The 23,778-nt window shown below is 67.4% G+C and carries 21 protein-coding genes; 16 read left to right on the top strand and 5 right to left on the bottom strand.

Annotated features, from left to right (window positions below; genetic code table 11):
- The first annotated feature begins 40 nt into the window (after positions 1–40).
- From ACETWP_RS03515 to ACETWP_RS03540, 6 genes are all read left to right on the top strand, one after another.
- A complete protein-coding gene (locus tag ACETWP_RS03515) occupies positions 41–1,018 on the top strand; it encodes an ABC transporter permease (protein ID WP_373970812.1) in 978 nt (325 codons plus the stop codon).
- Between the two features lie 13 nt (positions 1,019–1,031).
- Entirely contained in the window at positions 1,032–1,970 is a 939-nt protein-coding gene (locus ACETWP_RS03520; RefSeq protein ID WP_373970813.1) for an ABC transporter permease, read from the top strand.
- A gap of 3 nt (positions 1,971–1,973) precedes the next feature.
- Positions 1,974–3,008 carry an ABC transporter ATP-binding protein gene (locus ACETWP_RS03525; RefSeq protein ID WP_373970814.1) on the top strand — a complete coding sequence of 345 codons (1,035 nt, stop codon included), beginning with the start codon at positions 1,974–1,976 and terminating at the stop codon, positions 3,006–3,008.
- Positions 3,005–3,955, top strand: a complete 951-nt coding sequence (locus tag ACETWP_RS03530; protein ID WP_373970815.1) for an ATP-binding cassette domain-containing protein — start codon at positions 3,005–3,007, stop codon at positions 3,953–3,955. The genes ACETWP_RS03525 and ACETWP_RS03530 overlap by 4 nt, the downstream gene beginning before the upstream one ends.
- Positions 3,956–4,052: 97 nt before the next feature.
- Positions 4,053–4,973, top strand: a complete 921-nt coding sequence (locus ACETWP_RS03535) for a carbohydrate kinase family protein (RefSeq protein ID WP_373971016.1) — start codon at positions 4,053–4,055, stop codon at positions 4,971–4,973.
- 89 nt (positions 4,974–5,062) lie between these two features.
- Positions 5,063–6,568 carry a glycoside hydrolase family 32 protein gene (locus ACETWP_RS03540; RefSeq protein ID WP_373970816.1) on the top strand — a complete coding sequence of 502 codons (1,506 nt, stop codon included), beginning with the start codon at positions 5,063–5,065 and terminating at the stop codon, positions 6,566–6,568.
- A gap of 403 nt (positions 6,569–6,971) precedes the next feature.
- Here the strand turns inward: ACETWP_RS03540 and ACETWP_RS03545 are convergent, their stop codons facing one another.
- Positions 6,972–7,940 (bottom strand): AraC family transcriptional regulator, encoded by a 969-nt coding sequence (locus ACETWP_RS03545; protein ID WP_373970817.1) that lies wholly within the window; start codon positions 7,938–7,940, stop codon positions 6,972–6,974.
- Positions 7,941–8,088: 148 nt separating this feature from the next.
- Between ACETWP_RS03545 and ACETWP_RS03550 the strand changes: the two genes are divergently transcribed.
- On the top strand, positions 8,089–9,108 hold the full coding sequence (locus ACETWP_RS03550) for a carbon-nitrogen hydrolase family protein (protein WP_373970818.1): 1,020 nt from the start codon (positions 8,089–8,091) through the stop codon (positions 9,106–9,108).
- A gap of 426 nt (positions 9,109–9,534) precedes the next feature.
- Here ACETWP_RS03550 and ACETWP_RS03555 read toward each other — a convergent pair whose 3' ends face one another.
- Entirely contained in the window at positions 9,535–10,827 is a 1,293-nt protein-coding gene (locus ACETWP_RS03555; protein ID WP_373970819.1) for an MFS transporter, read from the bottom strand.
- An 86-nt stretch (positions 10,828–10,913) separates the two neighbouring features.
- Positions 10,914–11,831 carry a LysR family transcriptional regulator gene (locus tag ACETWP_RS03560; RefSeq protein WP_373970820.1) on the bottom strand — a complete coding sequence of 306 codons (918 nt, stop codon included), beginning with the start codon at positions 11,829–11,831 and terminating at the stop codon, positions 10,914–10,916.
- A 241-nt stretch (positions 11,832–12,072) separates the two neighbouring features.
- Here ACETWP_RS03560 and ACETWP_RS03565 point away from each other — a divergent pair, with 241 nt between their 5' ends.
- The 8 genes from ACETWP_RS03565 to ACETWP_RS03600 all read left to right on the top strand — a co-directional run bounded on the left by ACETWP_RS03565 (position 12,073) and on the right by ACETWP_RS03600 (position 20,295).
- The gene (locus ACETWP_RS03565; RefSeq protein ID WP_373970821.1) at positions 12,073–12,831 is read left to right on the top strand and encodes an ABC transporter permease; all 759 of its coding nucleotides are present in this window, start codon (positions 12,073–12,075) and stop codon (positions 12,829–12,831) included.
- Entirely contained in the window at positions 12,831–13,616 is a 786-nt protein-coding gene (locus ACETWP_RS03570; RefSeq protein WP_373970822.1) for an ABC transporter permease, read from the top strand. Before ACETWP_RS03565 ends, ACETWP_RS03570 begins: the two co-directional genes overlap by 1 nt.
- Positions 13,617–13,618: 2 nt before the next feature.
- Positions 13,619–14,464: an ABC transporter ATP-binding protein gene (locus ACETWP_RS03575; RefSeq protein WP_373970823.1), complete on the top strand. Its 846-nt coding sequence runs from the start codon at positions 13,619–13,621 to the stop codon at positions 14,462–14,464.
- A gap of 27 nt (positions 14,465–14,491) precedes the next feature.
- Complete coding sequence (locus tag ACETWP_RS03580) at positions 14,492–15,481, top strand: ABC transporter substrate-binding protein (protein WP_373970824.1); 990 nt, start codon at positions 14,492–14,494, stop codon at positions 15,479–15,481.
- 79 nt (positions 15,482–15,560) lie between these two features.
- On the top strand, positions 15,561–16,355 hold the full coding sequence (locus tag ACETWP_RS03585; protein WP_373970825.1) for an IclR family transcriptional regulator: 795 nt from the start codon (positions 15,561–15,563) through the stop codon (positions 16,353–16,355).
- A 217-nt stretch (positions 16,356–16,572) separates the two neighbouring features.
- A complete protein-coding gene (locus ACETWP_RS03590) occupies positions 16,573–17,553 on the top strand; it encodes a PDR/VanB family oxidoreductase (protein ID WP_373970826.1) in 981 nt (326 codons plus the stop codon).
- 16 nt (positions 17,554–17,569) lie between these two features.
- Complete coding sequence (locus ACETWP_RS03595; RefSeq protein WP_373970827.1) at positions 17,570–18,769, top strand: cytochrome P450; 1,200 nt, start codon at positions 17,570–17,572, stop codon at positions 18,767–18,769.
- A gap of 146 nt (positions 18,770–18,915) precedes the next feature.
- Positions 18,916–20,295 carry an MFS transporter gene (locus ACETWP_RS03600; RefSeq protein WP_373970828.1) on the top strand — a complete coding sequence of 460 codons (1,380 nt, stop codon included), beginning with the start codon at positions 18,916–18,918 and terminating at the stop codon, positions 20,293–20,295.
- A gap of 148 nt (positions 20,296–20,443) precedes the next feature.
- On the opposite strand, the gene ACETWP_RS03605 is transcribed toward ACETWP_RS03600, so the two are convergent.
- Together ACETWP_RS03605 and ACETWP_RS03610 are read right to left on the bottom strand one after the other, a co-directional pair.
- Entirely contained in the window at positions 20,444–21,385 is a 942-nt protein-coding gene (locus ACETWP_RS03605; protein ID WP_373970829.1) for an MBL fold metallo-hydrolase, read from the bottom strand.
- A 20-nt stretch (positions 21,386–21,405) separates the two neighbouring features.
- Complete coding sequence (locus ACETWP_RS03610) at positions 21,406–22,785, bottom strand: aldehyde dehydrogenase family protein (protein ID WP_373970830.1); 1,380 nt, start codon at positions 22,783–22,785, stop codon at positions 21,406–21,408.
- A gap of 169 nt (positions 22,786–22,954) precedes the next feature.
- On the opposite strand from ACETWP_RS03610, the gene ACETWP_RS03615 reads away from it, so the two are divergent.
- Entirely contained in the window at positions 22,955–23,752 is a 798-nt protein-coding gene (locus ACETWP_RS03615) for an SDR family oxidoreductase (protein ID WP_373970831.1), read from the top strand.
- Positions 23,753–23,778: the final 26 nt, after the last annotated feature.

Raw genomic sequence — 23,778 nt, forward strand, 5'->3', positions numbered from 1 at the left:
TCCCGGGACGCGCAACCATCATCAAGAAAGAAACGGAATCATGGTATTCCTCCTTCGCCGCCTAGGGTTCTACATCCTCGCATTCTGGGCCTGCATCACCCTGAACTTCTTCCTCCCGAGGCTGATGCCCGGAGACCCCGTCAGCAGAATGTTTTCCCAAGTCCAGACCCAGATGCGTCCGGACCAGGTGGATGCGCTCCGCCGGCTTTTCGGGCTGGACGACAGGCCGATGTGGGAGCAATACCTCGCCTACATCGGCAACATCCTCCGGGGGGACATGGGCATTTCGCTGTCCCGGTTTCCCGCCCCCGTGTCGGAGGTGATCGCGTCGCAAATCGGATGGACCCTCCTACTCGGCGGCACGTCCCTGATCATCGCCGTCGTCCTGGGCAATCTCCTCGGCATCCTGGCGGCATGGCGGCGCGGCAGGTTCCTGGACTCGGTTTTCCCGCCGCTGCTGATCTTCATCGGATCCTTCCCCTACTTTTGGCTGGCCATGGCCGCCCTCTACCTCTTCGGGATCACTCTGGGTTGGCTACCTCTGAGCCATGCCTTCTCCACCGGGCTCAGCCCCTCGTTCTCCCTCGAGTACACCGGCGACGTCATCGCCCACCTCATCCTCCCGGCCTCGACCATCGTGCTGGTCTCCATCGGCGGCTGGATGCTGGGGATGCGCAACACGATGATCGCCACCACCGCCGAGGACTACATCACGATGGCCAGGGCCAAAGGGCTGCGTCCCTCACGGATCATGTTCCAGTACGCGGCCCGCAACGCGATGCTCCCCTCGGTGACATCGTTCGGCATGTCACTTGGTTTCGTCGTCGGCGGCGCTCTCCTGACCGAGACCGTGTTCGCGTACCCGGGCATCGGCTACCAGCTCCTGACCTCCGTCCAGGCGCTGGACTACCCGCTGACCCAAGGCATCTTCCTGACCATCACCGCCGCCGTGCTGGCGGCCAACTTCCTGGTCGACATCATCTACGTACGGCTGGACCCCCGGGTCCGGGTCAGCTAGGAACGGGTTCCCCATGTCACTCACAGATCCAACACCCACCGCGAGCACGACGGCGGGCAACCCGACCGTTCAGGTACCGGAGCCTCCGGTCTCCGGGCGCCTGGCCCACGGAGGCTTCGTCCACGGCATCCTCACGCACAAGAAGGCCCTCTTCGGGCTGGCCGTCCTGGCCGTCTTCGCGCTCCTGGCACTGCTGGCACCCGTGCTGGCACCGGGAAACCCCTCCGACTTCGGCCCCGAAGCATCCATGGCCCCCTCCGCCAGCCACCTGCTCGGAACCACCTCCAAAGGACAGGACGTGCTCGCCCTCACCCTGTGGGGATCGCGGAGCTCCCTGACGGTCGGATTCATTGTCGGCCTGGCGGCGACGTTCATCGGCTGCCTCGTCGGCATCGCGTCCGCGTACTTCGGCAAGGCCATGGACGAAGTGCTCTCGCTCCTGACCAACATCTTCCTGCTCATCCCCGGGCTTCCGCTCTTGGTGGTTCTCGCCGCGTTCCTCCCGCCGGGCCCCGCCACCGTCGTCGTCGTGTTGGTCATCACCGGCTGGGCCGGCAGCGCCCGCGTGCTCCGCTCCCAGGCCCTGTCCCTGCGCAGCAAGGACTTCGTCGCCGCCTCCGTGGTGACGGGCGAGAGGGCGTGGCGCATCATGTTCCGGGAGATTCTGCCGAACATGGCCTCCATCGTCATGAGCACCCTGCTCGGCTGTGTCATCTACGGCATCGGCGCCCAAGCGGGCCTGGAGTTCCTGGGGCTCGGCGACACGGGATCCGTCAGCTGGGGAACCAACCTCTATTGGGCCAACAACGACGGTGCCCTGATGACCGGCGAGTGGTGGGTGCTCCTGCCCTCGGGCGTTGCCATCGCCGTCGTCGCATTCGCCCTGGCCATGATCAACTACGCCGTTGATGAAATCACCAACCCGCGCCTGCGCGCGGAAAAGAGAGGCTGACCCGTGGAAACCCTGATTGAACGGGACCGGGAAGACACCGGCCGTGCCGCCGCCCCCGTGCTGAGCGTGAAGGACCTTCGGGTCCACTACACGGCGGAAAGCGGAAACGTCACCGCCGTGGACGGCGTCAGCTTCGACATCGGTGCCGGAGAGGTGTTCGGCCTCGCCGGTGAATCAGGTTGCGGAAAGTCCACCATCGCGAACGCGGTCATGCGTCTCCTGCAGTCCCCGGCGGAGATCACCGGCGGATCCATCGAGCTCAACGGAAGGAATCTCCTGGCCCTGGGCGACGAAGAGTTGCGGCGCACCCGCTGGCGCGACGTGGCCATGGTCTTCCAGAGCGCGATGAACTCCCTGAACCCCGTCATGACGATCGGCGACCAAATCGTCGATGTCTTCACCACGCATGAACGGATGCCCAAGAAGGCGGCCCGGGAACGAGCCGCGGAACTGCTGAAACTTGTCGACATCAGTCCCGACCGCCTCAAGTCCTACCCGCACCAGCTCTCCGGCGGAATGCGCCAACGAGCGGTCATCGCGATCGCGCTGGCGCTCAAACCCTCACTCCTCATCATGGACGAACCCACCACGGCCCTGGACGTGGTCGTTCAGCAGGAGATCATGCACCAGATCAAGGAACTTCAGCAGGAGCTGGGGTTCTCGATCCTGTTCATTACGCACGACATCTCGCTAATGGTCGAGCTCTCCCACCGCATGGCGGTGATGTACGCGGGAAGGCTGGTCGAGGTCGCTCCCTCCAAGGACATGTTGGGCAACCCCCTTCATCCCTACACCAACGCCCTCATGGGAGCATTCCCCCCGCTGAGCGGTCCGAGGGTGGAGTTGACGGGCATCCCGGACGCGCCGCCGAATATGGCCCACCCGCCCACCGGGTGCCGCTTCCATCCCCGGTGCCCCCTCGCCGTCGATGCGTGCCGCAGCACCGAGCCGCCACTCCTCCAGGTAGCAGCACGCCACGATGCGGCGTGCCTGCTGGTGTCCGAACAGGCCGTCCCCAGCGAAAGGTCAAGCCGATGAGAACCCTGCAGACCACCCCGCCCAGTCCCGAAACGACGACCGCGCCCCTCGTGCGGGTACGCAACCTGAGCAAGGACTACCACCTGGGGAGCTTTCCCTTTCGTTCGACCGTGCGTGCGGTGAACGACGTTTCCTTTGACATCAACCGGGGCGAGATCGTGGCGCTTGTCGGGGAATCGGGTAGCGGAAAAAGCACCATCGCACGCATCCTCGCCCGCCTCGAGCAACCCACCGGCGGGCAACTCATCATTGACGGACAAGACATCTTCGCCACCGAACGGCGCCGAGCGTCAATGACGTACCGAAGCAAGGTCCAAATGGTCTTTCAGGATCCCTTCGGGTCCCTCAACCCGGCGCACCGAATCGAGCACTTCCTGACGCGCCCCCTGCAACTCCACGGAGAAGACGACAGCCCGCGGGCCCTCAAACTCAAACTGCGTGAGCTGATGGCCACCGTCGGTCTAGGGGAGCAGATGCTGGACCGGTACCCCCACCAGTTGTCCGGCGGACAGCGGCAGCGCGTGGCCATCGCCAGGGCTCTGGCCGTGGAGCCGGAAATCATCCTGGCCGACGAGCCCACCTCGATGCTTGATGTCTCCGTGCGCATCGGGATCCTCAATCTGATGCGCAAGCTCCGCGATGAACGGGGGGTGTCCATGCTCTACATCACGCACGACCTCGCATCCGCACGCTACATCGCGGACACGACCATGGTGATGTGCGCCGGGGACCTGGTCGAGGGCGGCGAGAGCATCGAGTTGATGGCCGCGCCCCATCACCCGTACACGCGGTTGTTGCTTTCCGCCGTACCCGACGCCTACAGGGCACAGGGCATCCGCCCGCCAAAGAGGGAAGCCACGGGACGGAACGCCGGCCGGGGCGCCGGCGAACGAGTCACCCTGAGCCCATCCCATTGGGCGCTGAAGGTGCCGGAATCCACCGCCTGACGTTCCCATCACGAACCCGACCCCGATCGCCTTAGCCGCGGAATCGACGCCAAGCGGTTCCATTGGCGCCGCCGAGAACTCGAGAAGGAATCCCATGATGAATCCGACTACCGCACTCCCCGGCATGCCTGATGTGATCGTTGTTGGCGAAGCACTCATCGACGTGGTCCACACAGGGGCCGGGATCACCGAGCACCCGGGTGGCTCGCCCGCCAATGTCGCTTACGGACTTGCCCGTCTGGGTGTTGAGGCGGGGTTCCTGACCTCCATCGGCGGGGACGACCGGGGACTTGCCATCAGCACCCACCTCACCGGCGCGGGCGTCCACATACTTCCAGGCTCACACTGCGCCGGCGCCACCTCCACGGCCACGGCCATAGTGGCCGACGACGGTTCCGCAACCTATTCCTTCGACCTCGTCTGGCAGCTGGCCACGTTCGCCCCGACGCGCCCGCCCAGGGTCCTGCACGCCGGGTCGATCGCCAGTTTCCTCGCCCCGGGAGCCGCGGGCGTGAAGTCCGTCCTGCGGCGCTGCGCGGGCGTCAGCACCGTAACCTACGATCCGAACATCCGTCCCGAACTGCTGGGGAGCCACTACGAGGCCAGAGACATCTTCGAGGATCTCATTCCGCTTACGGACGTCGTGAAGCTCAGCGACGAGGACGCCGCGTGGTTGTATCCGCGCATGTCGTTGGAGGAGGCGGCCCGCCACATACGCGGACTCGGCGCGGATCTGGTCGTAATCACCCGTGGCTCCAACGGTTCCTTTTTGCTGACCGCCGACACGGACATCAGCGTCCCGGCCGTGGAATCCGTTGTCGCGGACACCATCGGTGCCGGGGATGCCTACATGGCCGCCCTCATCCTGGGGCTCCTGAGCAGAGAGGGCGAGAGCCTGGCCCCTTCCGTTCTCGAATCGATGGCCCTCATGGCGTCGATGGCGGCCGCCATCACCGTGGGGCGCCCGGGAGCGGATCTCCCCTCCTTGGCGGAAGTGCGGGCCCGCCTGGTTAGTTGACCATCCCCCCTTCCGGCCTGCGCACCGCGGACCGAACGATCGAGCCCCTTCGCTTACCCCATCCCGAACCTGAAACGAGTACGCCTCCCATGACAGCCACGACCACCATGCACACGGAAGCATTCCGGCCCGCCCTGCACTACACGGCCCGCGACACGTGGCTCAACGATCCCAACGGACTGATCCATCATGGGGGCGTTTACCACCTCTACTATCAAAACAATCCCTTCGGAAACATCTGGGGAAACATGTCCTGGGGCCACGCGACGTCGGACGACCTCGCCGACTGGACCGAACAGCCTCTCGCGATTGCCTGCGACGCGCAGGAGGACGTCTTCTCCGGCAGCATCGTGTTCGATAGCCAGAACAGCAGCGGTTTCGGCACCGACGCGGCGCCACCGCTGGTGGCCGTCTACACCAGCGCCTTCAAGGAAGCCTCCCCGCTGCGGGGCACCCAGGCGCAGTCACTGGCCTACAGCCTGGACGGCGGTTTCACCTGGAAGAAATACGCGGCCAATCCCGTGCTCAGCCGCAACTCGGCGGACTTTCGCGACCCCAAGGTTTTCCGCTACGACGGCCCAGCCGGCTCCTACTGGGTGATGGCCGCCGTTGAAGCCAAAGACTACAAAGTGGTCCTCTACAAGTCCGAGGACCTGAAAATCTGGGAACACCTAAGTGATTTCGGCCCCGCCAACGCCACCGGTGGCATCTGGGAATGTCCTGACCTGTTTGCCCTGCCGGTGGACGGCAACCCGGAAGAGCTCAAATGGGTGTTGACCGTGAATCTGAACCCGGGCGGTCCGAACGGAGGTTCGGCCGGGCAGTACTTCACGGGAGGCTTCGACGGCGTCACCTTCACATCCGATTCCACCATCACCAACGGTAGGCAGGAATCCGACCGCCTCAACGAATACCAATGGCTGGACTGGGGCCGGGACTACTACGCCGCCGTCTCCTTCAGCGACGCCCCCAACGGCAGACGGATCATGATCGGTTGGATGAACAACTGGGACTACGCCAACCAGATCCCCACGTCACCTTGGCGAAGCCCGATGTCCCTGCCCCGGGAACTCTCCCTGGCCACCACGGGCGGCCGGCACACACTACTTCAGACCGTCGTGGACGGAGCCGTAAGCGGCGACGAGGCACCGGCAGTTCAGGTTGGTCCCATCCATCTGACGAGTGAAACACGCCAAATGCCTGCCGCCGCGGGAACTGTTCAGCTCATCGAGGCCGAGTTCACGGCGGGGACGGCCGAAGAATTCGGCCTCATCGTTCGCGGAAGCGACAAAGAAGGAACCCGAATCGGCATCAACCCCACCAAGGGCCGCCTCATTCTCGACCGGACCGCTTCCGGTGATACCGGCTTCCACGCCGGTTTCCCTTCCGTGGACACCGCCCCCGTCAACACCGAAAACGGCCGGTACGCCCTGAAGATCTACGTCGACCACTGCTCCGTCGAGATTTTCGCCCAACAAGGCGAGCTGGTGCTCACCGACCTGATCTTTCCGGAGAAGGCAAGCACTGGGTTTTCGATGTACGCGCACGGAGGCACAGCAACGCTGGAGAACCTGAGAGTCACCCATTTGGCGTAGGCCGGCACATCGCGTTCATAGGTGCTGCCGGCCAGTTCGACCAGTCGAAGCCGTTCATGGCTGCGTGGCATCCCCAGCTTCGCGGCATTCGACAGTTCCATCCGTCTCATCACCGCCCGCTGAACTAGCGTCCGCATATGATCGGCGCCAGAAAAGCCCTCACCCGAACGCGGGTGGGGTTTTTCTGCGACGCTTGCATATGCGCCTTTATCGGCGTTCACCGTGGCCACCATCAGGATGTTTGGTCGGGTACAGCCCCCGACGAATGACCCCGCATCGTGACTCGAAACCCGAAACACCAAAGCCGCCTCCCGCCTCGAGGGTTATTCGCGTCCGCCTATTGCCAACCCAGGAGGTGCATCCCGACCCCCTGAACGGGTGCCACGGGTCCTGCCTCGGTCGGCTACTCGCGCCCGTGGCCTTCCCGAGATTGACCGTCGGTGGGCGTCTCCATGAGCAGCCATTCGGTGGGGGAGCACTGGTGGGCCCGCCTGAACGCCCTGGTGAAGGTGGAGGTGTCGCGGAAACCGCAGGCGCTGGCGACGGACTGGACGGTTTGCTGCGTCTGGGATCGGTCGGCAAGTAGGGACGCCGCGCGTTCCATGCGGAGCCGCCGCGCGTAGGCGGCCGGCGTTTGGCCCGTTGAGGCGAAGAGCGAGTGGATCTTTCGGGCGGAGACGTTCGTTGCCCGGGCCACGCCTTCGACGCCGAGGTTCGGATCGCCCAGGTTGCTGCGGATGTATGCCTTGGCGGCTTCAAGGAGCGTCTGGTCGTTGTCCCAGCCGGTTCCGCGGAGTTCCGCAAAGGAGCGCAGGGCCAGGGCGAGAAGGTCGGTGCTGATCTGGCCCAGTGCCTGCCGCGCCTGTCCGGACAATTGTGACCGGCCGGCGACAACCCCGAAGACGTAGCCGGTGAACGCGGCCATTCCGGGGACGGAACCGTCCATGGTCCGCCCGCACAGGTCCGTCACGATCGCATCCTTCAGCCCGAGGCGGTTGCGGGGGACGCGGAGGACGATGAGATCTTGGCCGGGTTGGGGCTGGTCCAGCAGGTAGGGGCGGTTCGTCTCGTAGAGCGCGGCGGTTCCGGGGACGAGTCTTGCGGTCCGCCCGTGCTGGTGGACGTCGCCGGTCGACTTCAGTTGCAGCGACACCAGCAGGTCGTCGTCGTCGCTTTGACGGGCCTGCTGCACGGTGCGTTCCACGCGCAGGGGGCCGGACGTGATGTGGGCCAGCGAGACGCCGGCGCAGAGCGGCACCGATTCCAGGTGCGCGGTGAATCCGGGGGTGAGGGTGGTGCAGCGCAGGGGAACGAAAGCCGTGCTGGTGGCGTCCTGCCAGTCCAGGATGTCGGTGACGTCGAGGTCAACCATCCCGCACCCCGCATTCCGTACCAGGGCTTTTCCCGCAGAAGACGCGTGACCGTGCAGGAAATGCAGTCGAGTCTGCGGGAATTGCCAACGACATGACGTGGATCACGCCATAAATTGAGGGTACATCCAAACCCTTTAAGGAGAAGTCGTGGGCGATAAGGTACGAGTTGCGGCCGTCCAGGCCGAGCCAGTCTGGCTGGACATCGACGGAACGACCAACAAGACCATAGATCTCATCGCCGAGGCCGCGAGCGGGGGAGCGGGCCTGGTTGCGTTCCCCGAGACATGGATCCCCGGGTACCCCGTGTTCCTGTGGTCCTACCCGGTCTATGAGCAGATGGAGTTCGTGGCCCGGTACCACGCCAATTCACCCACGCTCGATGGAGACCACCTGCGCCGCATCCGCGAAGCGGCGCGCCGCCACTCCATCACCGTTGTTCTGGGCTTCAGTGAGAAGGACGCGGGATCCCTTTACATCTCCCAGGCCGTCATCGGACCCGACGGTGAGATCCTCCTGCACCGCCGCAAGCTCAAGCCGACCCACGCCGAGCGGACCCTGTTCGGGGAAAGCGACGGGAGTGGCATCAAGGTCATCGACACGCCGCTGGGGCGCATTGGGGCGCTGAACTGCTTCGAACACATCCAGCCGCTGACGAAGTACGCCATGTATGCGCAGAACGAGCAGATCCATGTCGCCGGCTGGCCCTGCCTGGGGATCCTGGGCAACGTTCCCGCCCTCAGCCCCGAAACGCTCATGGCCTGCACCCAGACGTACGCCCTCGAAGGGAGCGCCTTCGTCGTCGCCGCCACGCAGATCATGTCCGACGACGGGGCACGCAAGTTCCCCACGGCAGACGGTGGCCCGACCCCCGTCTACACCGGCGGCGGAGGGTACGCCCGGGTTTACGGGCCGCACTCCGGACTCATCACCGAACCCCTCGACCCGACCACCGAAGGAATCGTTTACGCCGACATTGACCTCGCGGAGATCGACCTCGCCAAGAACACTGTCGATCCCGCCGGGCACTATGCCCGTGCGGACGTCACCCGACTCGTCTTCGACGACCGGCCGCAGAAGCCCGTGATCAGGCCCAGCGAGCTGGACCCGCAGGAATTCCAGGACCTTGGGATGGACGCGGATCAGGAGAACGACACGTCCCACCGGTAGAAAGGGCCCCGGCTTCCAGGCGTCTCGCTCACGGATCCTCTGATGAGACGACCGGTGGCCGGGGAGACGCGTTGGCGGCGACGTATGCGCCGTTATCGACCTTTTGGGCCTCGGTCGCAAAAACTGGTGAAGGGGACCATGTCCATAGGCACAGCTTCCCGGCCGCCGCGAACGCTGCGCGATCGCCGGCAGGGCTCGGAAGCGAGCGGACAACGTTGTCCACTTGGGTATCCGGGGGTGGGCGGTCTCCCACAACCGGCAGGACTTACGCGTATGTCAGCGTGAGGCACGCCGATGCGCAAAAGGCTCGCATACGCTTACCCCTTTCCCTCGAGGGGATTAGTCATGGCTTTCCCTTCGCGAAATTCACCTTTGGCTACCATCGGGTGCTTCCACGGCGCGGGTCCCTGGATCCGAGTGTCGGCGTCAAGCCGGTCTGACCCGCGTCAGCCGCCAGGTGAGCAGGCACCCCAGCGCGCCGAACCCGCACGTCATCCACCAGGTGGATTGCCAGCCGCCCGTGGCGGTGGCAATCCAGGCCATCAGGGGCGGACCGGCGAAATTGCCGACGTTGAAGATTTGCTGCATCAGGCCGATGACTCCCGGCACCGATCCCTCGGGTGGGGCGAGACCGACGGCCACCCGGGTCAGGATCGCCGGGGCCATGCCCCCGATCAGGGAGAAAACAACGGCGAAGCCGAATTGGCCCGCGATGCCAACAGCGCCCACGGGCCATGGCACCGCGAAGATCGCCACCGAGGCGGCCGCCATCGCCGAGAACGTCACCAGCAACAGGGCCCGGGCATGGTGCCCGCGCTGCATGAGCACCCCGGATGCCAGCGCGCCCAGCGCGTTGACGCCGCCGACGGCAGCGGACAGCAGACCCGGCCAGGGGCCGCCGAGCCCGGCGGTGGCGTAGATCGTGGGGAGGAACCCCATGATGGCCATCCACTGAACCGTGTAGCAAGCGAAGACCGCGCCGGCGGTCCATGGGGCCGACCGCTGCAATGTGGCGCGCATCCGCCGTCCCGCTTCCCGCACGTTCCCGCCGGTCACGCCTATCCGCGGGTCGGGTGGAACCCAACGCAGCACCGGCACCACAGGTGCCAGTGCGACAGCCGCCATGACGATCCACCAAACCCTCCAATCGACGGACTGCAGAGCCAGGGCGGCGCTGGCGAAGCCAATAAGGGCCGCCGTCCCCTGGAAGGCGCCCCAACTCGCCATGGCGATGTTTGTCCGTTCCGGGGCGCAACTGCGTTGGATCAAGGACGGTGCCAGCACGGTGCAAAGCAGGAAACCGACGCCCTCGATGGACCGCGAGACGATCAGCAGTGCCACGCCGGACGCCGTCGCACCCAGCAACGAGCCGCCCGCCAGCAGGAACAGGCCGAGGACCATGAGGCGGCGCAAGCCGAACAGCTCGCCGGACCACGCGACCAGCAGGCCCCCAAGCAGGCTGGCGAGCTGGATGGTGCCGACCAATACTCCGGCGACGAAAAGCGATATCCCCAGGTCCGCTTGGATCGCGGCGAGAGCATTGGGCAACTTCCAGATATGCGTGGCGGCGGCGATGCCAGCAAGCACGACGACGATCCACCCGACTTCCCCTCCAGCACGCGTCGTACCCACGGCAGGGGGCCGTGCCGGGAGCCCGTAGCCGGCGGTGGCAGCTGGCTGCGGCACAGTGCGCTCCTTCAGGTGGTCTGTGGTCTGCATCCAGAGCTTGCCGCACCGGAAGCTGCCCGAGTCATGGGCTTCCGTCCAATGGAAAGGATGCAGCGTCGTCGCCGGAACTACCCCGGTCAGGTGCGTGCGGCGATTCCGCCGTCGCGCACTATGTCCAACAGCAGCTCTATGGCCCGGCTGGGAGGGCGCTCGGAGGACCAGATGGCAGCCGCCTGCAGGGGAGGCACGTCGTCGATGAGCTCCCGCAGGACGACCGGCGTCGTCCCCATGCCCCGCACCGACTCGGGGACCAACGAGACGCCCAGGCCGGAGGCCACCAGCGGGATCGCCGTTTGCAGCGTCGCCACCCTTCGTGTAAGCGGGGGAGTGAGGCCGAGCCGGTCCCAAAGGGTGTCGAAGAGCTCCGGCAGCCCGCGGATGCGCAGCGACCTGCGCGGCATGATCCACGTTTGGCCGTGCAGGTCGGCGAGGCTGAGCCGGTCCGGAGCGTCCGCGAACGACGGCGGGAGGGCCACCAGCATCCGCAGGTCGCCGGCGTGCAGGACATTCAGCGAGGAGCGGTAGGACTCCTGCAGCTGGTCGCAGCTGACCGTGGCGATGAGGCCGACATCGGCCTCGGAGGACAGCACCATCTCGATCACCTTGGCCGGTGGCGGGTCGGCGACAGTGATGTCCGTGGCCGGGGATGTCTCGACGAAGCTGCGCAGCAGGCGCGGCAGCAGGAACCATGTGATCGTGGGGACCGAGGCGATGGACAGCCGGCCCGCCGTGCCGACCCGGTTGTTTTGCATGTCCTCGCGCAGCTGGTAGAGATCCGCGAGAATGCGCTCGGCCTGCTCGGCGAAGTGCGATCCCGCTTCGGTCAGCCGCACCCCGCGCGACTCGCGCGCCAGCAGTGGCCTGCCCAGTTCCGACTCCAATTTGGCGATGGAAACCGAGAGGGGAGGCTGCGTCATGTGCAGGGAATCGGCGGCCCGGGAGATGGAACCCTCCGTGGCCACGCGCAGGAAGTACTCGAGCTGACGAAGATCCATATATGCAATGTATACCTACCCCTTCCAATCGGTAATAGACATATAGGTGAGTCTCAAATCACACTGGTCGTACAGCCCGCCCGGAACGCCAGCGTTCCATCCCGTTCACACCGTAAGGACCGCCGTGACATCCACTGTTGCCGATCTTGGCACCCGAAGGCCGGCCAAGACCGGCACTTCCGGGGGGCCGGGATCGTCCGCCCGCCGGCCGCGCCCCGGGCGGCCAAGCCCCACCCGCAGGTTGCGCTGGCGCGGAATCGCCAGCGTCGCCGTCGTCCTGCTGGGATGGGAGGCAGCGTCGCGTTCCGGGCTGCTGCCCGCCGCATCCCTGCCCCCGGCCAGCGACGTGCTCATGGCGTGGCCCACTCTGGCCGCGGCGCCGGCCTTCTGGGCCTCCGTGGGCCACACGCTGGCCAGCGCGCTTGGCGGGCTGGGGATCGTGGTCCTCATCGCCGTGCCGGCGGCCCTGGCCATCGGGCTCTCGCGATTCGTCCGAGAATCGACGTGGCTGGTGGTCGAGTTCCTGAAGCCCATCCCGCCGGTGGCCATGATTCCGTTGGGCCTGCTGCTTTGGGGCCCGTCCGAGACCATGAAGCTCACGCTCATCGCCTTCGGCGCCCTTTGGCCGTTCCTCACCCAGATGGTGTACGGCATCAACCAGGTGGACCACGTTGCCCTGGACATGGCGCGCAGCTACCGGCTGAAGGCGTGGCTGACCACCAGCCGGGTGGTCATCCCGAGCCTGCTGCCGTTCGCCGCCACCGGGCTGCGCGTTTCCGCATCCATCGCCGTGGTCGTTTCGGTGGTCACCGAACTAATCGGCGGCGCGGCCGGCTTGGGCCGGGACATCATGGTCGCCCAGTCAGCCGGGAACCTCCCCGCCATGTACGCCCTGATCCTAACCACCGGCATGCTCGGCCTGCTCATCAACTTCGCCTTCGCGGCCGCGGAACGACCGCTGCTGTTCTGGCACCCCTCCCAGCGAAAGGAATCGGACTGATGAACCGCACCCTCCCGGTCCTGGGCACCGCCGCCCTGCGGCTGTGGCTTCCCGTCCTGCTCGTTGCCCTCTGGTGGTTCAGCTCCGCCGGCAGCCAGAACATCTACTTCCCGCCGCTGGCCACCATCGTGGAAACCCTGACCAACGACTGGCTGGGCAGCCGGGTGACCACCGACCTGTTGCCCTCGCTGGGCAAGTTCGCCTTGGGGTTCCTGCTCTCGGCAATCGGCGGCATCGCCATCGGCACCTGGCTGGGCCTCTCCCCGGCGGCGCGCGAGGCGGCCGAACCAATCGTCCAGTTCCTTCGCTCGCTTCCGCCGCCGGTCCTGCTACCGATCGGGCTGCTGTTCTTCGGCATCACCGGAACCATGAACGTGGCCATCATTGTCCTGGGAGCCATCTGGCCCACCGTCCTGAACACCGCGGACGGCGTCCGCAGCCTGGACGGCCAGGTCGTGGACATGGCCCGCAGCTACCGGCTCACCTTCGCCCAGCGCCTCTTTTCGGTGGTGCTGCCCAACGCCGCACCGCAAATCTTCGCCGGGCTGCGCACCACGCTGCAGCTGTCGATCATCCTCATCGTCGTCAGCGAGATGGTCGCCGCAGTCAGCGGCGTCGGCTACTACGTCCTCAATTCGCAACAGACCTTCGCAGTGGCCGAGACCTGGGCGGGCACGCTCGTCCTAGGGCTCATCGGCTACCTGTCCACACTCGTCTTCCTCGCCGTCGAGAAGCGGGTCCTGAACTGGCAGCACGGCATGCGCCGCGCCGCACAAGGAGCATGAACATGGAACACACCACCAGCCCAGCCACCATCGCCACACCGCACCCGGAGCAGGAGGCCGTCGTCGAACTGCATGACCTGCGCAAGTCCTACGGGAAGGGCAGCGCCGCCGTCCCCATCCTGGACGGGGTCAACTTCGAGGTCCGCCGCGGCGAGTTCGTCTGCGTGGTCGGCCCGTCCGGCTCCGGGAAGACCACGCTGCTCAAGTGCATCGCCGGCCTTCTCCGGCCCACCGCGGGACGCACCGTCTTCGAGGGCGAGGAGGTCACCGAACCGCCGGCCAAGCTCGCCGTGGTATTCCAGGACTACAGCCGCAGCCTGCTGCCGTGGATGACCATTCGCCGCAACGTCGCCCTGCCCCTGAAGAACAAGTTCGCCAAAGCCGAACGCGAAGCGCGGATCGAGGAGGCCCTGGAGAGCGTGGGCCTCGCCGGGAAGGGCCACCTATACCCCTGGCAGATGTCCGGCGGCATGCAACAACGCGCCGCTATCGCGCGGGGGCTGGCCTACCAGCCCGACGTGCTACTGATGGACGAACCCTTCGCCGCGGTCGACGCCCAGACGCGCATCGACCTGGAGGACCTGGTCCTGGAAATCCGCGCCAAGTACAACACCACGGTCCTCTTCGTCACGCACGACATCGATGAGGCCGTCTACCTGGCCGACCGGGTGATCGTCCTGTCGGGCGCACCCACCTCGGTCAGCCACAACATCCCCGTGGACCTGCCCAGTCCCCGCCACCAGGTGGACACGAAGCGCGAGCCGCGCTTCGGGGAGTTGCGCGCCTTCGTCTTCGAACAAATCCAGGCAGCCAAGTCCAACGCCGTCCGCAACCGCGCCGACGCGTAAACAGCCCGTCCCCGAGAGGAACAACCCATGCGCATCACCCAGACCACGCTCGCCATCGCGGCGGCATCAGCCGCCCTGTCCCTGACCCTGACCGCCTGCGGCGGAGCCGCCCCCGCCAACCAGCCGACGGCAGGCGCCGGCGGGGCCGGCGGGGTAGAGATCAAAGTGGGCCTGATCCCGGTCGCCGAATTCTTTCCGGTCTACGTGGCCGAGGACCAGGGCTTCTTCGACGAGGCCGGCTTGAACGTCAGTGTCGAATCCATGTCCAACGCGGCGTCGATCGTGCCGTCCGTGCTCAACGGGCAGCTGAGCATCGGAACGGCGGCCACACCACCCTTCCTCACCGCCGTCGAGAAGAAGATCCCGGTCACCGCCGTGGCCAACGCGGGCAACACGTCGTCCGTCGAGGGTGAGGACACCGGCGCGTTCGTGGTGGGCTCCGACAGCGGCATCACCTCGCCCAGCGGGCTGGAAGGCAAGACCGTTGCCGTCAACGCCCTCAGCTCCCTGCCACACGTCGCCGCCGTGGCGCGCATCGCCGCCGACGGCGGCAACCCCGACGCCGTGAGGTTCGTGGCCATGCCGTTCACCGACATGCTGACCGCCCTGGAACAGAAGCGCGTGGACGCCATCCTGCCGGTGGAGCCGTTCATGTCCCAGAGCCTCGAGGCCGGCGGCACGAGCATTTCGCCGCTCTACACGGGCGTGTACCCGGCCGGAACCACCCACACGCTCTACTTCGCGTCACAGAACTTCGCCGCGGAGAACCCCGAGGCGCTGGCCGGCTTCCGGGAGGCGATCGCCAAGGCGAACGAGCTCATCTCCAAGGACCAGGCGGTGCTGCGGAAGGCGCTCGTCGAGCACGGCGGCATGCCCGAGGCCACGGCCGAAACCGTCAACCTTCCCGCCTACGAGACGGACTTCAACCTCGAAGGCATGAAGGACATGGCGGCTAAGATGAAGGACAACGGCTTCCTGACCACCGACGTGGACGTCGAGGCCTCGATCCTGAAGTAGGCGGTCCGCCCGGCCGGACCCTTGCCGGGTCCGGCCGACGGCGGCCGCCCCGACGCCGGACGCTGCACGAGGAGGTGCGTTGGCCAACCCCACCCCGCGCCGGCCGAAGTCCACCGACGGCCCGGCCGCGGAACCGCAGAGCACCGTGACGGCCAAGGCCCTCTCTCTGCTGGGCGCGTTCGGGACCGAACACAGCCGGCTCTCGCTCAGTGACATGGCCCGGCGCTCGGGACTGCCGGTGGCCACCGCACACCGCCTCGCGGCCGAACTGGTCGCCTGGGGCGCGCTGGAGCGCGCGGGGGCCGCCTACGTCGTGGGGCACCGCATCTGGCGGCTCGGCCTCTTGGCCCCGGCCCGGCAGAACATTGCCGAACTGGCGGCGCCCTACATGCAGGACGTGCTGTTCGTGACCCAGAACGTGGTCAACCTCTTCATCATCGACGGGGGGGAGGTCCTGCTGCTGGAACGGATTTCCGGAACCCGGGCCGGCCTGCCGTTCCGCCGCGTGGGCGCGCGAATGCCGCTGCACGCCAGTGCCGCCGGCAAGGTGTTCATGGCCTACGGCCCGGAGGACGTCCGGGCCCTTCCCACACGCCGCCTGGAGCCGCAGACCGAACACACCATCACGGACCCCGCCGTGCTCAAGACCGAGATCGAACGGGTCCGCGCCCAGGGATTCGCCACCACCAGCGAGGAAGCCGGCCTGGACAACTACGCCGTGGCCGTACCCGTGCTGACGACCAACGGGACCTGCACCGCGGCGCTGGGCGTCGTCGCGCAGGGCGAGCCGCCGTCGGTCGGGACGGTGGTGCCGGTGCTCCGCATCGCCGCCCGCAGCATCGCCCGGCGCTTGGCCTCCAGCAGCGACTACTGACCCGTCCGCAGTGAGCGACGCGCACTGCCCGGCGCTTCCCAGACGGGTGCAGTAGCGCCCTCTCCCGCGGCCCGCCGCACCTATCCAAGTCGTGCGCGGCCGTTTTTCCATTGGCTGGAAAACACGGGAAGCGCTGTGGTACGGGACACCTAGCATGGTGAGCACTGCCTCACCCTTTCGGGGCTGGCACCCACCCGATACCTAGGAGCGGTACAGCATGACCACCACTGCCCCAGTGATGGCTCCGGCCACGATGGACACCACCATAGAGGCCGTCGAAGGCGTTGCCGACGGCGTCGCCTCGCTGGTGCTGCGCCGCGCCGACGGCCAGCCCTTCCCCGCCTGGGATCCCGGAGCGCACATCGACGTGCACCTGGAGGAGGGGCTGATCCGGCAGTACTCGCTCTGCTCCACGCCGAACGACCTTTCCACCCTGCGCATCGGGGTCCTGCGGGTGCCCAACTCCAGGGGCGGCTCGCAGCACGTGCACGAGAAGCTGGCGCAGGGATCGCCGCTGGCGATCTCGGCTCCGCGCAACAACTTCCCGATGATCGATTCGCGGAAGTACCTCTTCCTCGCCGGAGGCATCGGTGTCACCCCGATGATCCCCATGATCGAGGCCGCCGAGGCGGCAGGCCGCGAATGGGTCCTCTACTACGGGGGGCGCAGCCGCGAGACGATGGCCTTCGCCGACCGGCTGCTCGCGCGGTACGGGGAGGACCGCATCCGGATCGTGGCCGAGGACGTCGAAGGCCGCATGGACCTGCAGTCGATCCTGGGCATGCCACGCGCCCACATGCTCGTCTACGCCTGCGGCCCGGGCGGCATGCTCAACGCCGTGGAGGACCTCTGCATGGGCTGGCCCCCCGGTTCCCTGCACACCGAGCGGTTCGTCGCGGACTCCCTCGGCGCCGGCGCCAACGCGCAACCGTTCGAGGTGGAACTGGCCCGCACCGGAGGCACCGTCACGGTCGGAGCGAACCAGACGGTCCTCGAGGCGGTGGAACAGGTCGGAGCGCGGGTGCTCTCCAGCTGCCGCGCCGGATTGTGCGGAACCTGCGAAACGCGCATCATCGCCGGCGAGCCGGAACACCGCGACGCCGCACTCACCCAGGAAGACAGGGACGCCGGCGAGATCATGCTGGTCTGCGTCTCCCGCGCAGCCGCCGGCTGCAACCGGCTTGTCCTCGACCTCTGACCCTCCAGGAGCCACCATGACTTCCACGATCCACGATCCCGCCGTCCTCTCCGAGGACCCGTTCGACCCGGCCGCCATCACCGACCCGTACCCGTTCCTCGCGCGCCTGCGCGACGCCGGAGCGGTCACCTGGCTGGAAGCTACCGGAAGCTACGCCGTCGCCGGCTACGAGGAGGTCTACGAGGTCCTCACGGACTTCGAGACGTACATCTCCTCCGGAGGCCTTGGTCCGCGCGATATCCGCAAGGACGACGCCTGGCGCCCGCCGAGCATCCTCGAGTCCGATCCGCCGATCCACACCTTGATGCGCCGCGCGCTCACCGGCGTCATCAACCCCGGCACCGTCCGGGCACTGCGCGGCCCCTTCACCCCGCCGGCGGAGGAGATCGTCGCGGAATTGGCCCAGCGCGGGGGCTTCGACATCGTCAAGGACCTGGCCGAGAAGTACCCATTGCGGGTGTTCCCCGACGCGGTCGGTATCCCGGACGAGGGCCGCGATCACTTGCTGCCCTACGGCAACATGGTCTTCAACGCGTTCGGCCCGGAAAACTACATCTTCAAGCAGGCCTTCGCGCAGGGCGACGAGCACGCGGCGGCGGTGATGAAGAACTGCGCCCGCGAGTCCCTCGACGACATCGGTTTCGGCGCCCGCATCTGGGACAAGGTCGGCGAAGGACTGATCACCGAGCAGCAGGCCACACTGCTGGTGCGCGCCCTGCTCTCCGCCGGCGTGGACACCACCGTGTTCGGCATCGGAAACACCCTGTCCGTGCTCGCCCGGCATCCCGAGGTCTGGGCGCGCCTGCGCGAGAACCCCACGATGGCCAAGTTCGCGGTCGACGAGGCGCTGCGCCTGGAGTCCCCGTTCCAGAAGTTCCACCGCACCGTCGCAGTGGACACCACGCTCGGCGGGGTGCGGATCCCCGCGGGGTCCAAGGTTCTGGTGTTCATCGGGGCGGCTAACCGCGACCCGCGGAAGTGGGGGGACGACGCCGACACGTTCAGCTTCGAGCGCAGCTCCTCCGGACACGTCGCCTTCGGCATGGGCCTGCACCAGTGTGTCGGCCAGCCGATCGCCCGTCTTGAGATGGAAATCGTCCTGCAGGAACTGCTGCGACGCGTCGCCACGATCGAGCCAGCCGGTGCGCCGGTGCCGATCGTGCACAACGTCTTGCGCGGCTTCGAGTCCCTGCCCGTGAGCATCACGGCGGCCTAGTCTCCTCCCGGGCACGACATGCCCGTCGCGGACCCGCGCCCGCGCCACGCCGTTCTCCCAGACGTTCGGCGCGGAAGTGGCGCCGCGCCCGGATTCCGGTGCCCGTTCCGGAATCCAGTACGTCCCTTTCCCCCGAAGGAGCCACCATGGCTATCGACATCCCGCCCCACATAGCCGCCGATGCCGACGACCGGCGCGACCCGGCCCGATGGAGTCCACGCAAGCGAAACGCCTACGGCTGGACCATCACCGGCATGCTGCTGGTGCTCATGATGATCAGCTGGGCGGACAAGGCGATCCTCGGCATCGTCGCCGTGCCTATCATGAAGGACCTGAACCTCACCACCGAGCAGTTCGGCCTGTTGGGCAGCGCCGTCTTCATGCTGTTCGGCGTGGCCCAGCTGGTGGCCGCGCCGATCGCCAACCGCGTGAAGTCGAAATGGATCCTGCTGGTGCTGTGCCTGATCTGGTCCGTGGCGCAGGTGCCGATCTTCGTCTTCGCCTCGCTGCCTGCCCTGTGGTTCAGCCGCCTGCTGCTCGGGGCCGGCGAAGGCCCGCTGGCGCCGATCTCCATGCACGCCACGTACAAGTGGTTCCCCGCGGCCCGCAGCGCCGCCCCGGCGGCAGTCACATCCTCCGGCGTCACGCTGGGCATCGTGGCGTTCGCCCCGGTGCTCGCCTGGATCACGGCGGAATTCGGATGGAGGGCCACCTTCATCTTCCTGGCGATGGTCGGCGTCGTCTGGGCCGTCGCGTGGATCTTCGTCGGCAAAGAGGGCCCCTACACGTCCGCGCGGGCGGAACGCGAAATCGACGGCGGCGCCGCCGAGGGTGACGAGGACGCCTCCGCCGCGGTGGCGGCCGACACCAAGGTGTCCTATCGCCGCTCCTTCGCCACGCCGACCTGGCTCCTGGCGGTGCTGTGCTCCTTCCTGGGCTACTGGACGTTCACAGTGGCCACGACGTGGCTGCCCGCCTATTTCGAGACCGTGCACGGGGCCACGACCCAGCAGGCCGGCTCGCTGATCACGCTCCCGGCACTGTGGGGAACGTTCGCCACGATAGGACTGGGCGTGCTGCCGCAGCGGCTCGCCGCCCGCGGGATTCCGACGCGCCGCTCCCGCGGCCTGGTGCTTGGCCTCGCGGCCGCCTTCGCGGGGATCATGGTGATCCTGGGAACGCTGGCCCCCGTCTCGTGGCTCGCCGTGTTGTTCTTCACCTTCGGTTTCGGCACCGCGCCGGCACTCTTTGCCTTGACGTACCTCGTCGCATCCGAGACGACGACGGTGGGTCAGCGCGGCGCGGTGTTGCAGGTCACGAATGCCGTGCTGACCGCCGGAGGCCTGTTCGCCCCGGCGGTGGTGGGAATCATTATCGGCCGTGCGGCGAGCGAGACGGTCGGCTACGCGAACGCCTTCCTTCTCACCGGCGGGATGTTGAGCGTCGCGGGGGTCCTCGGAGCCCTCTTCATCAACCAGCAGCGTGACCGCCTCCGGTTGGGACTGGACGTCGCCCGGACCGCATAGCCCCGCCAATAGCATCTACGAACGGCTAAGAGCCGCCGCCCGGGAGGGCGGCGGCTCTCCGCCGTCTGGGTCGGCAGTCGGCCGCGCAAAGCGCAAAGCAGAGGACCAACCCCTTAGGGCCTGCCTCTGCAGTGTGGTTCCGCTGAACCTAGCCGGTGGCTTGCGCCAATGCCGGTGTCAGGGCGAAGCGGTCCCCGCTGCGCGCAACATCGACCGCCCCGGCGAACGTGCTGCGGGCCCGCCCTTCCCATTCCTCGGCGGTGGCGACGCCGGCCAGATGGGACAGCACCAGTCGCTTCGCCCCGGCCCGGGTGGCGATCCGGCCCGCGCCCTCGGGCGAGGTGTGCGACTCGCTCTGGTGGTTCAGGAACGTGGGATGAAATCCGCGCCCGGCGAAGAACTCGAGGTTTACCGCCTCGTGCACCAGGATGTCCGTTCCCTCGGCCAGGCGGGCCAAGGCGGAGCACTCGGCGGTGTCGCCGGAAAACGTGATGGAGCCGGCCTCGGTGTCGAAGCGGAAGGCGAGGGCCGGCCGCACCGGAGGATGGTCCACGAGGACGGCGCTGACGCGGACCAGGTCGTCCTCGTACACCGCGAAGGGCGACTGCGCTGCCGCCGAGCCATACTCGGGCGTGCGGATCTCGGTGGGCCTGACCAATCGCCCCAAGTCGGGACGGGCCTCGTCCTTCACCCGGATGTCGACGTCGTAGGAGAACGCCTGGAGCGTGTGCTCCACCATGTCGCTGGTACCCGCCAGGCGCCTGCCGTGGGGGTGCGCCTCGTCCCGCCCGGGGCCGAGAATCTGGATCTCGCGCGTGAAGCCGTCCACGGGTGCGCCCCAGTTCCACAGCAGGAAACCTGGCAGCTCCACGACGTGGTCCGAATGCAGGTGCGTCACGAAACCGGCGACGAAGTCCCTGCCGCGCAGACCCGCATCGTGCGCGGCCCGGACGCAGCCGAGGCCGAAGTCGACCATGTAGAACGAATCGCCGACGACGACCGCGCTGGCGATGCCGTTCTCGGGGCCGCGGATGGCGGGCCCGGCGGCGGTCCCAAGCGTGACGAGCTCGGTGGTGGGTATCGATGTCATGGCTTTCCTTCGTCGTCGGGCTAGGAGTGGGGGCGCATGTTGAGCGTGCGGGTTTCCAGGTATTCGTCGAGACCCCAGCGGCCGCGCTCCCGGCCCACGCCGGAGGCCTTCCAGCCACCGAAGGGTGCATCGGATTCGACGACGGTGTGCTGGTTGACCCAGACGGTGCCTGCCTCGAGCCGTGAGGCAACGCCGTGGGCGCGGGCGGCATCCGGGGACCAGACGGAGGCGCCCAAGCCGAACTCTCCCGCGTTGACGTGCTCCACGGTCGTGTCCAGGTCGTCGTAGGCGACGATCGGAAGGGCGCTGCCGAACTGTTCCTCGTCGACCAGACGCATACCGGGCTCCGCGTCGACCACGACGGTGGGGGAGAGGAAGTATCCGGGCAGATCGCAGCCCCGCGAGCCCCCGCTGGCGATCCGCGCTCCGGAGGCCACGGCGTCGTCCACCAGTTCCCGGACCGTCCGCAGCTGAGAGGCGTTGTGCATGGGGCCCATGGTGGTGCCCTCCGCCACGCCCCGTCCCAGCACGTGCGCCGCGGCCGCGGCGGAGATGGCCTCGGCCAGCTCCGCCGCCCGGTTGCGCGGCACGTAGACCCGCTTCACGGCCATGCAGACCTGTCCGGCGTTGCGGAACGCGCTGCCGACGATGCCGCGGGCGGTGGTCTCGATGTCGGCGTCGTCCAGCACGATCGCCGGGTCGTTGCCGCCTAGTTCCAGGGTCACGCGCTTGACCGTGGCCGCCGCCTGCGCGGCCACCGAGATTCCGACATCGGTGGAGCCGGTGAAGGAGATCTTCCGGACGCCGGCCAGCGTGCTGAGCGCGACATTGACGGTGCGCCGGCTGCTGGTTCGCACCTGCAGCACCCCGGAGGGAAGGACCCGGTTCAACACCTCCACCAGCGCGATGGTCGACAGCGGCGTGGTCGCTGACGGCTTGGCGATGACCGTGCATCCAGCGAGCAACGCGGGGGCGAGCTTGACGCAGAGCAGGGAGATCGGGTAGTTCCACGGCGTGATGGTGCCAACGAGCCCCACCGGGCGGTAGTGGACCTCGAGGGAGCGGTCTCCGCGCGGCGGGAGCGGCTCAACTTCGTCCCATTCCAGGTCCGCATAGTAGTTGAACAGGCCGGCCGCCACGCGGAATTCGCCCACGGCCTCGGCCAGGACCTTGCCCTGCTCCAAGGACAGGATGCGTCCCAGCCGGTCCGCCTCCGCCAGGACCCGGTCCGCCATTTGGTGCAGCGCCGCCCGACGGGCTTTGCGGTCGGCGGCCCATGCTGCGGCCACGGCGCGGGCCAAGCCAACGGCCTGGCGCACGTCGGACTCGGTATGCTCGGGCGCCTGGCCCACGACCTCTAGGGTGGCGGGATCGGTGACGTCATAGACGGCGTTTGGCATGGTGGTCCTTTCGGATCGGACGTACTTGTCTCCAAGCATCCCGGCTGCCGCGGTGCGATCCCCGTCGCTGTTCCATTGGGCGGAAACTTCGTGGCCTGAGCCTCACTGTCGGCGACACCATGGAGGGAACGAAGCCAGTCGACGCGCCCCACGGGGCGAAGGAGTCTCCATGACCACGAACCTGCCCATCGCCGTCACGGGCGTTTCCTCCGGGATCGGCGCCGCCACCGCCAGCATGCTCAACGACCGCGGCATCAAATTGGTCGGCATCGACCGGACCGTGCCGGAATCGTTCGCGGGGACCTTCATCCAGGCGGATCTGTCGACGCCCGCCGGCGCGCGCGCGGCGGCCGCCCAGGTCGCCGAGGCAGCACCCGGGGGCTTGCAGGGTTTGGCGAACATCGCCGGCGTGCCCGGAACGGCACCTTGGCGGACCGTCTTGGGCGTGAACGTGTTCGGGGTGCGGGAACTGACCCGGGCGCTCGCGCCGGTGCTGGCCGAAGGCGCCAGCGTCGTCAACCTTGCCTCGTCCGTGGCATTCCATTGGCGCGGCCTCGCAGACGCCTGCGCCCGCTTCGCGCTGGCCCAGGACACCGAGGAAGCCCTTGATGCCGTGGCCGGCGACGCCCACGCCACCGGCGAGTCGTACCTCTTTTCTAAGCAGTGCGTCTGCTTCCTGACCGAGCACCTCTCGGCCGAGCTGCTGCCACGGCGGATCCGGGTGAACGCGGTCAGCCCGGGCCCGGTCCAAACGCCAATCCTCGAAGACTTCAAGAACGACCACGGGCGGGACAAGGTCGAGGGTGCCGCCAAGCTGCTGGGTAGGTTTGGCGAACCCGAAGACGTCGCACGGGTGGTGGCCTACCTCCTGTCCGACGCCGCACCGTGGATCAATGGTGCGGACATCCGGGTCGACGGCGGCCTGACCGCCTACCGTTCGTCGGCGGCCATCGTTGCGGGATTCTGAGGCGCGCCGCCGTCGTGCCCGGGCTG

Source organism: Arthrobacter halodurans, assembly GCF_041877255.1.
Taxonomy (GTDB): Bacteria; Actinomycetota; Actinomycetes; order Actinomycetales; family Micrococcaceae; genus Arthrobacter_N; species Arthrobacter_N halodurans.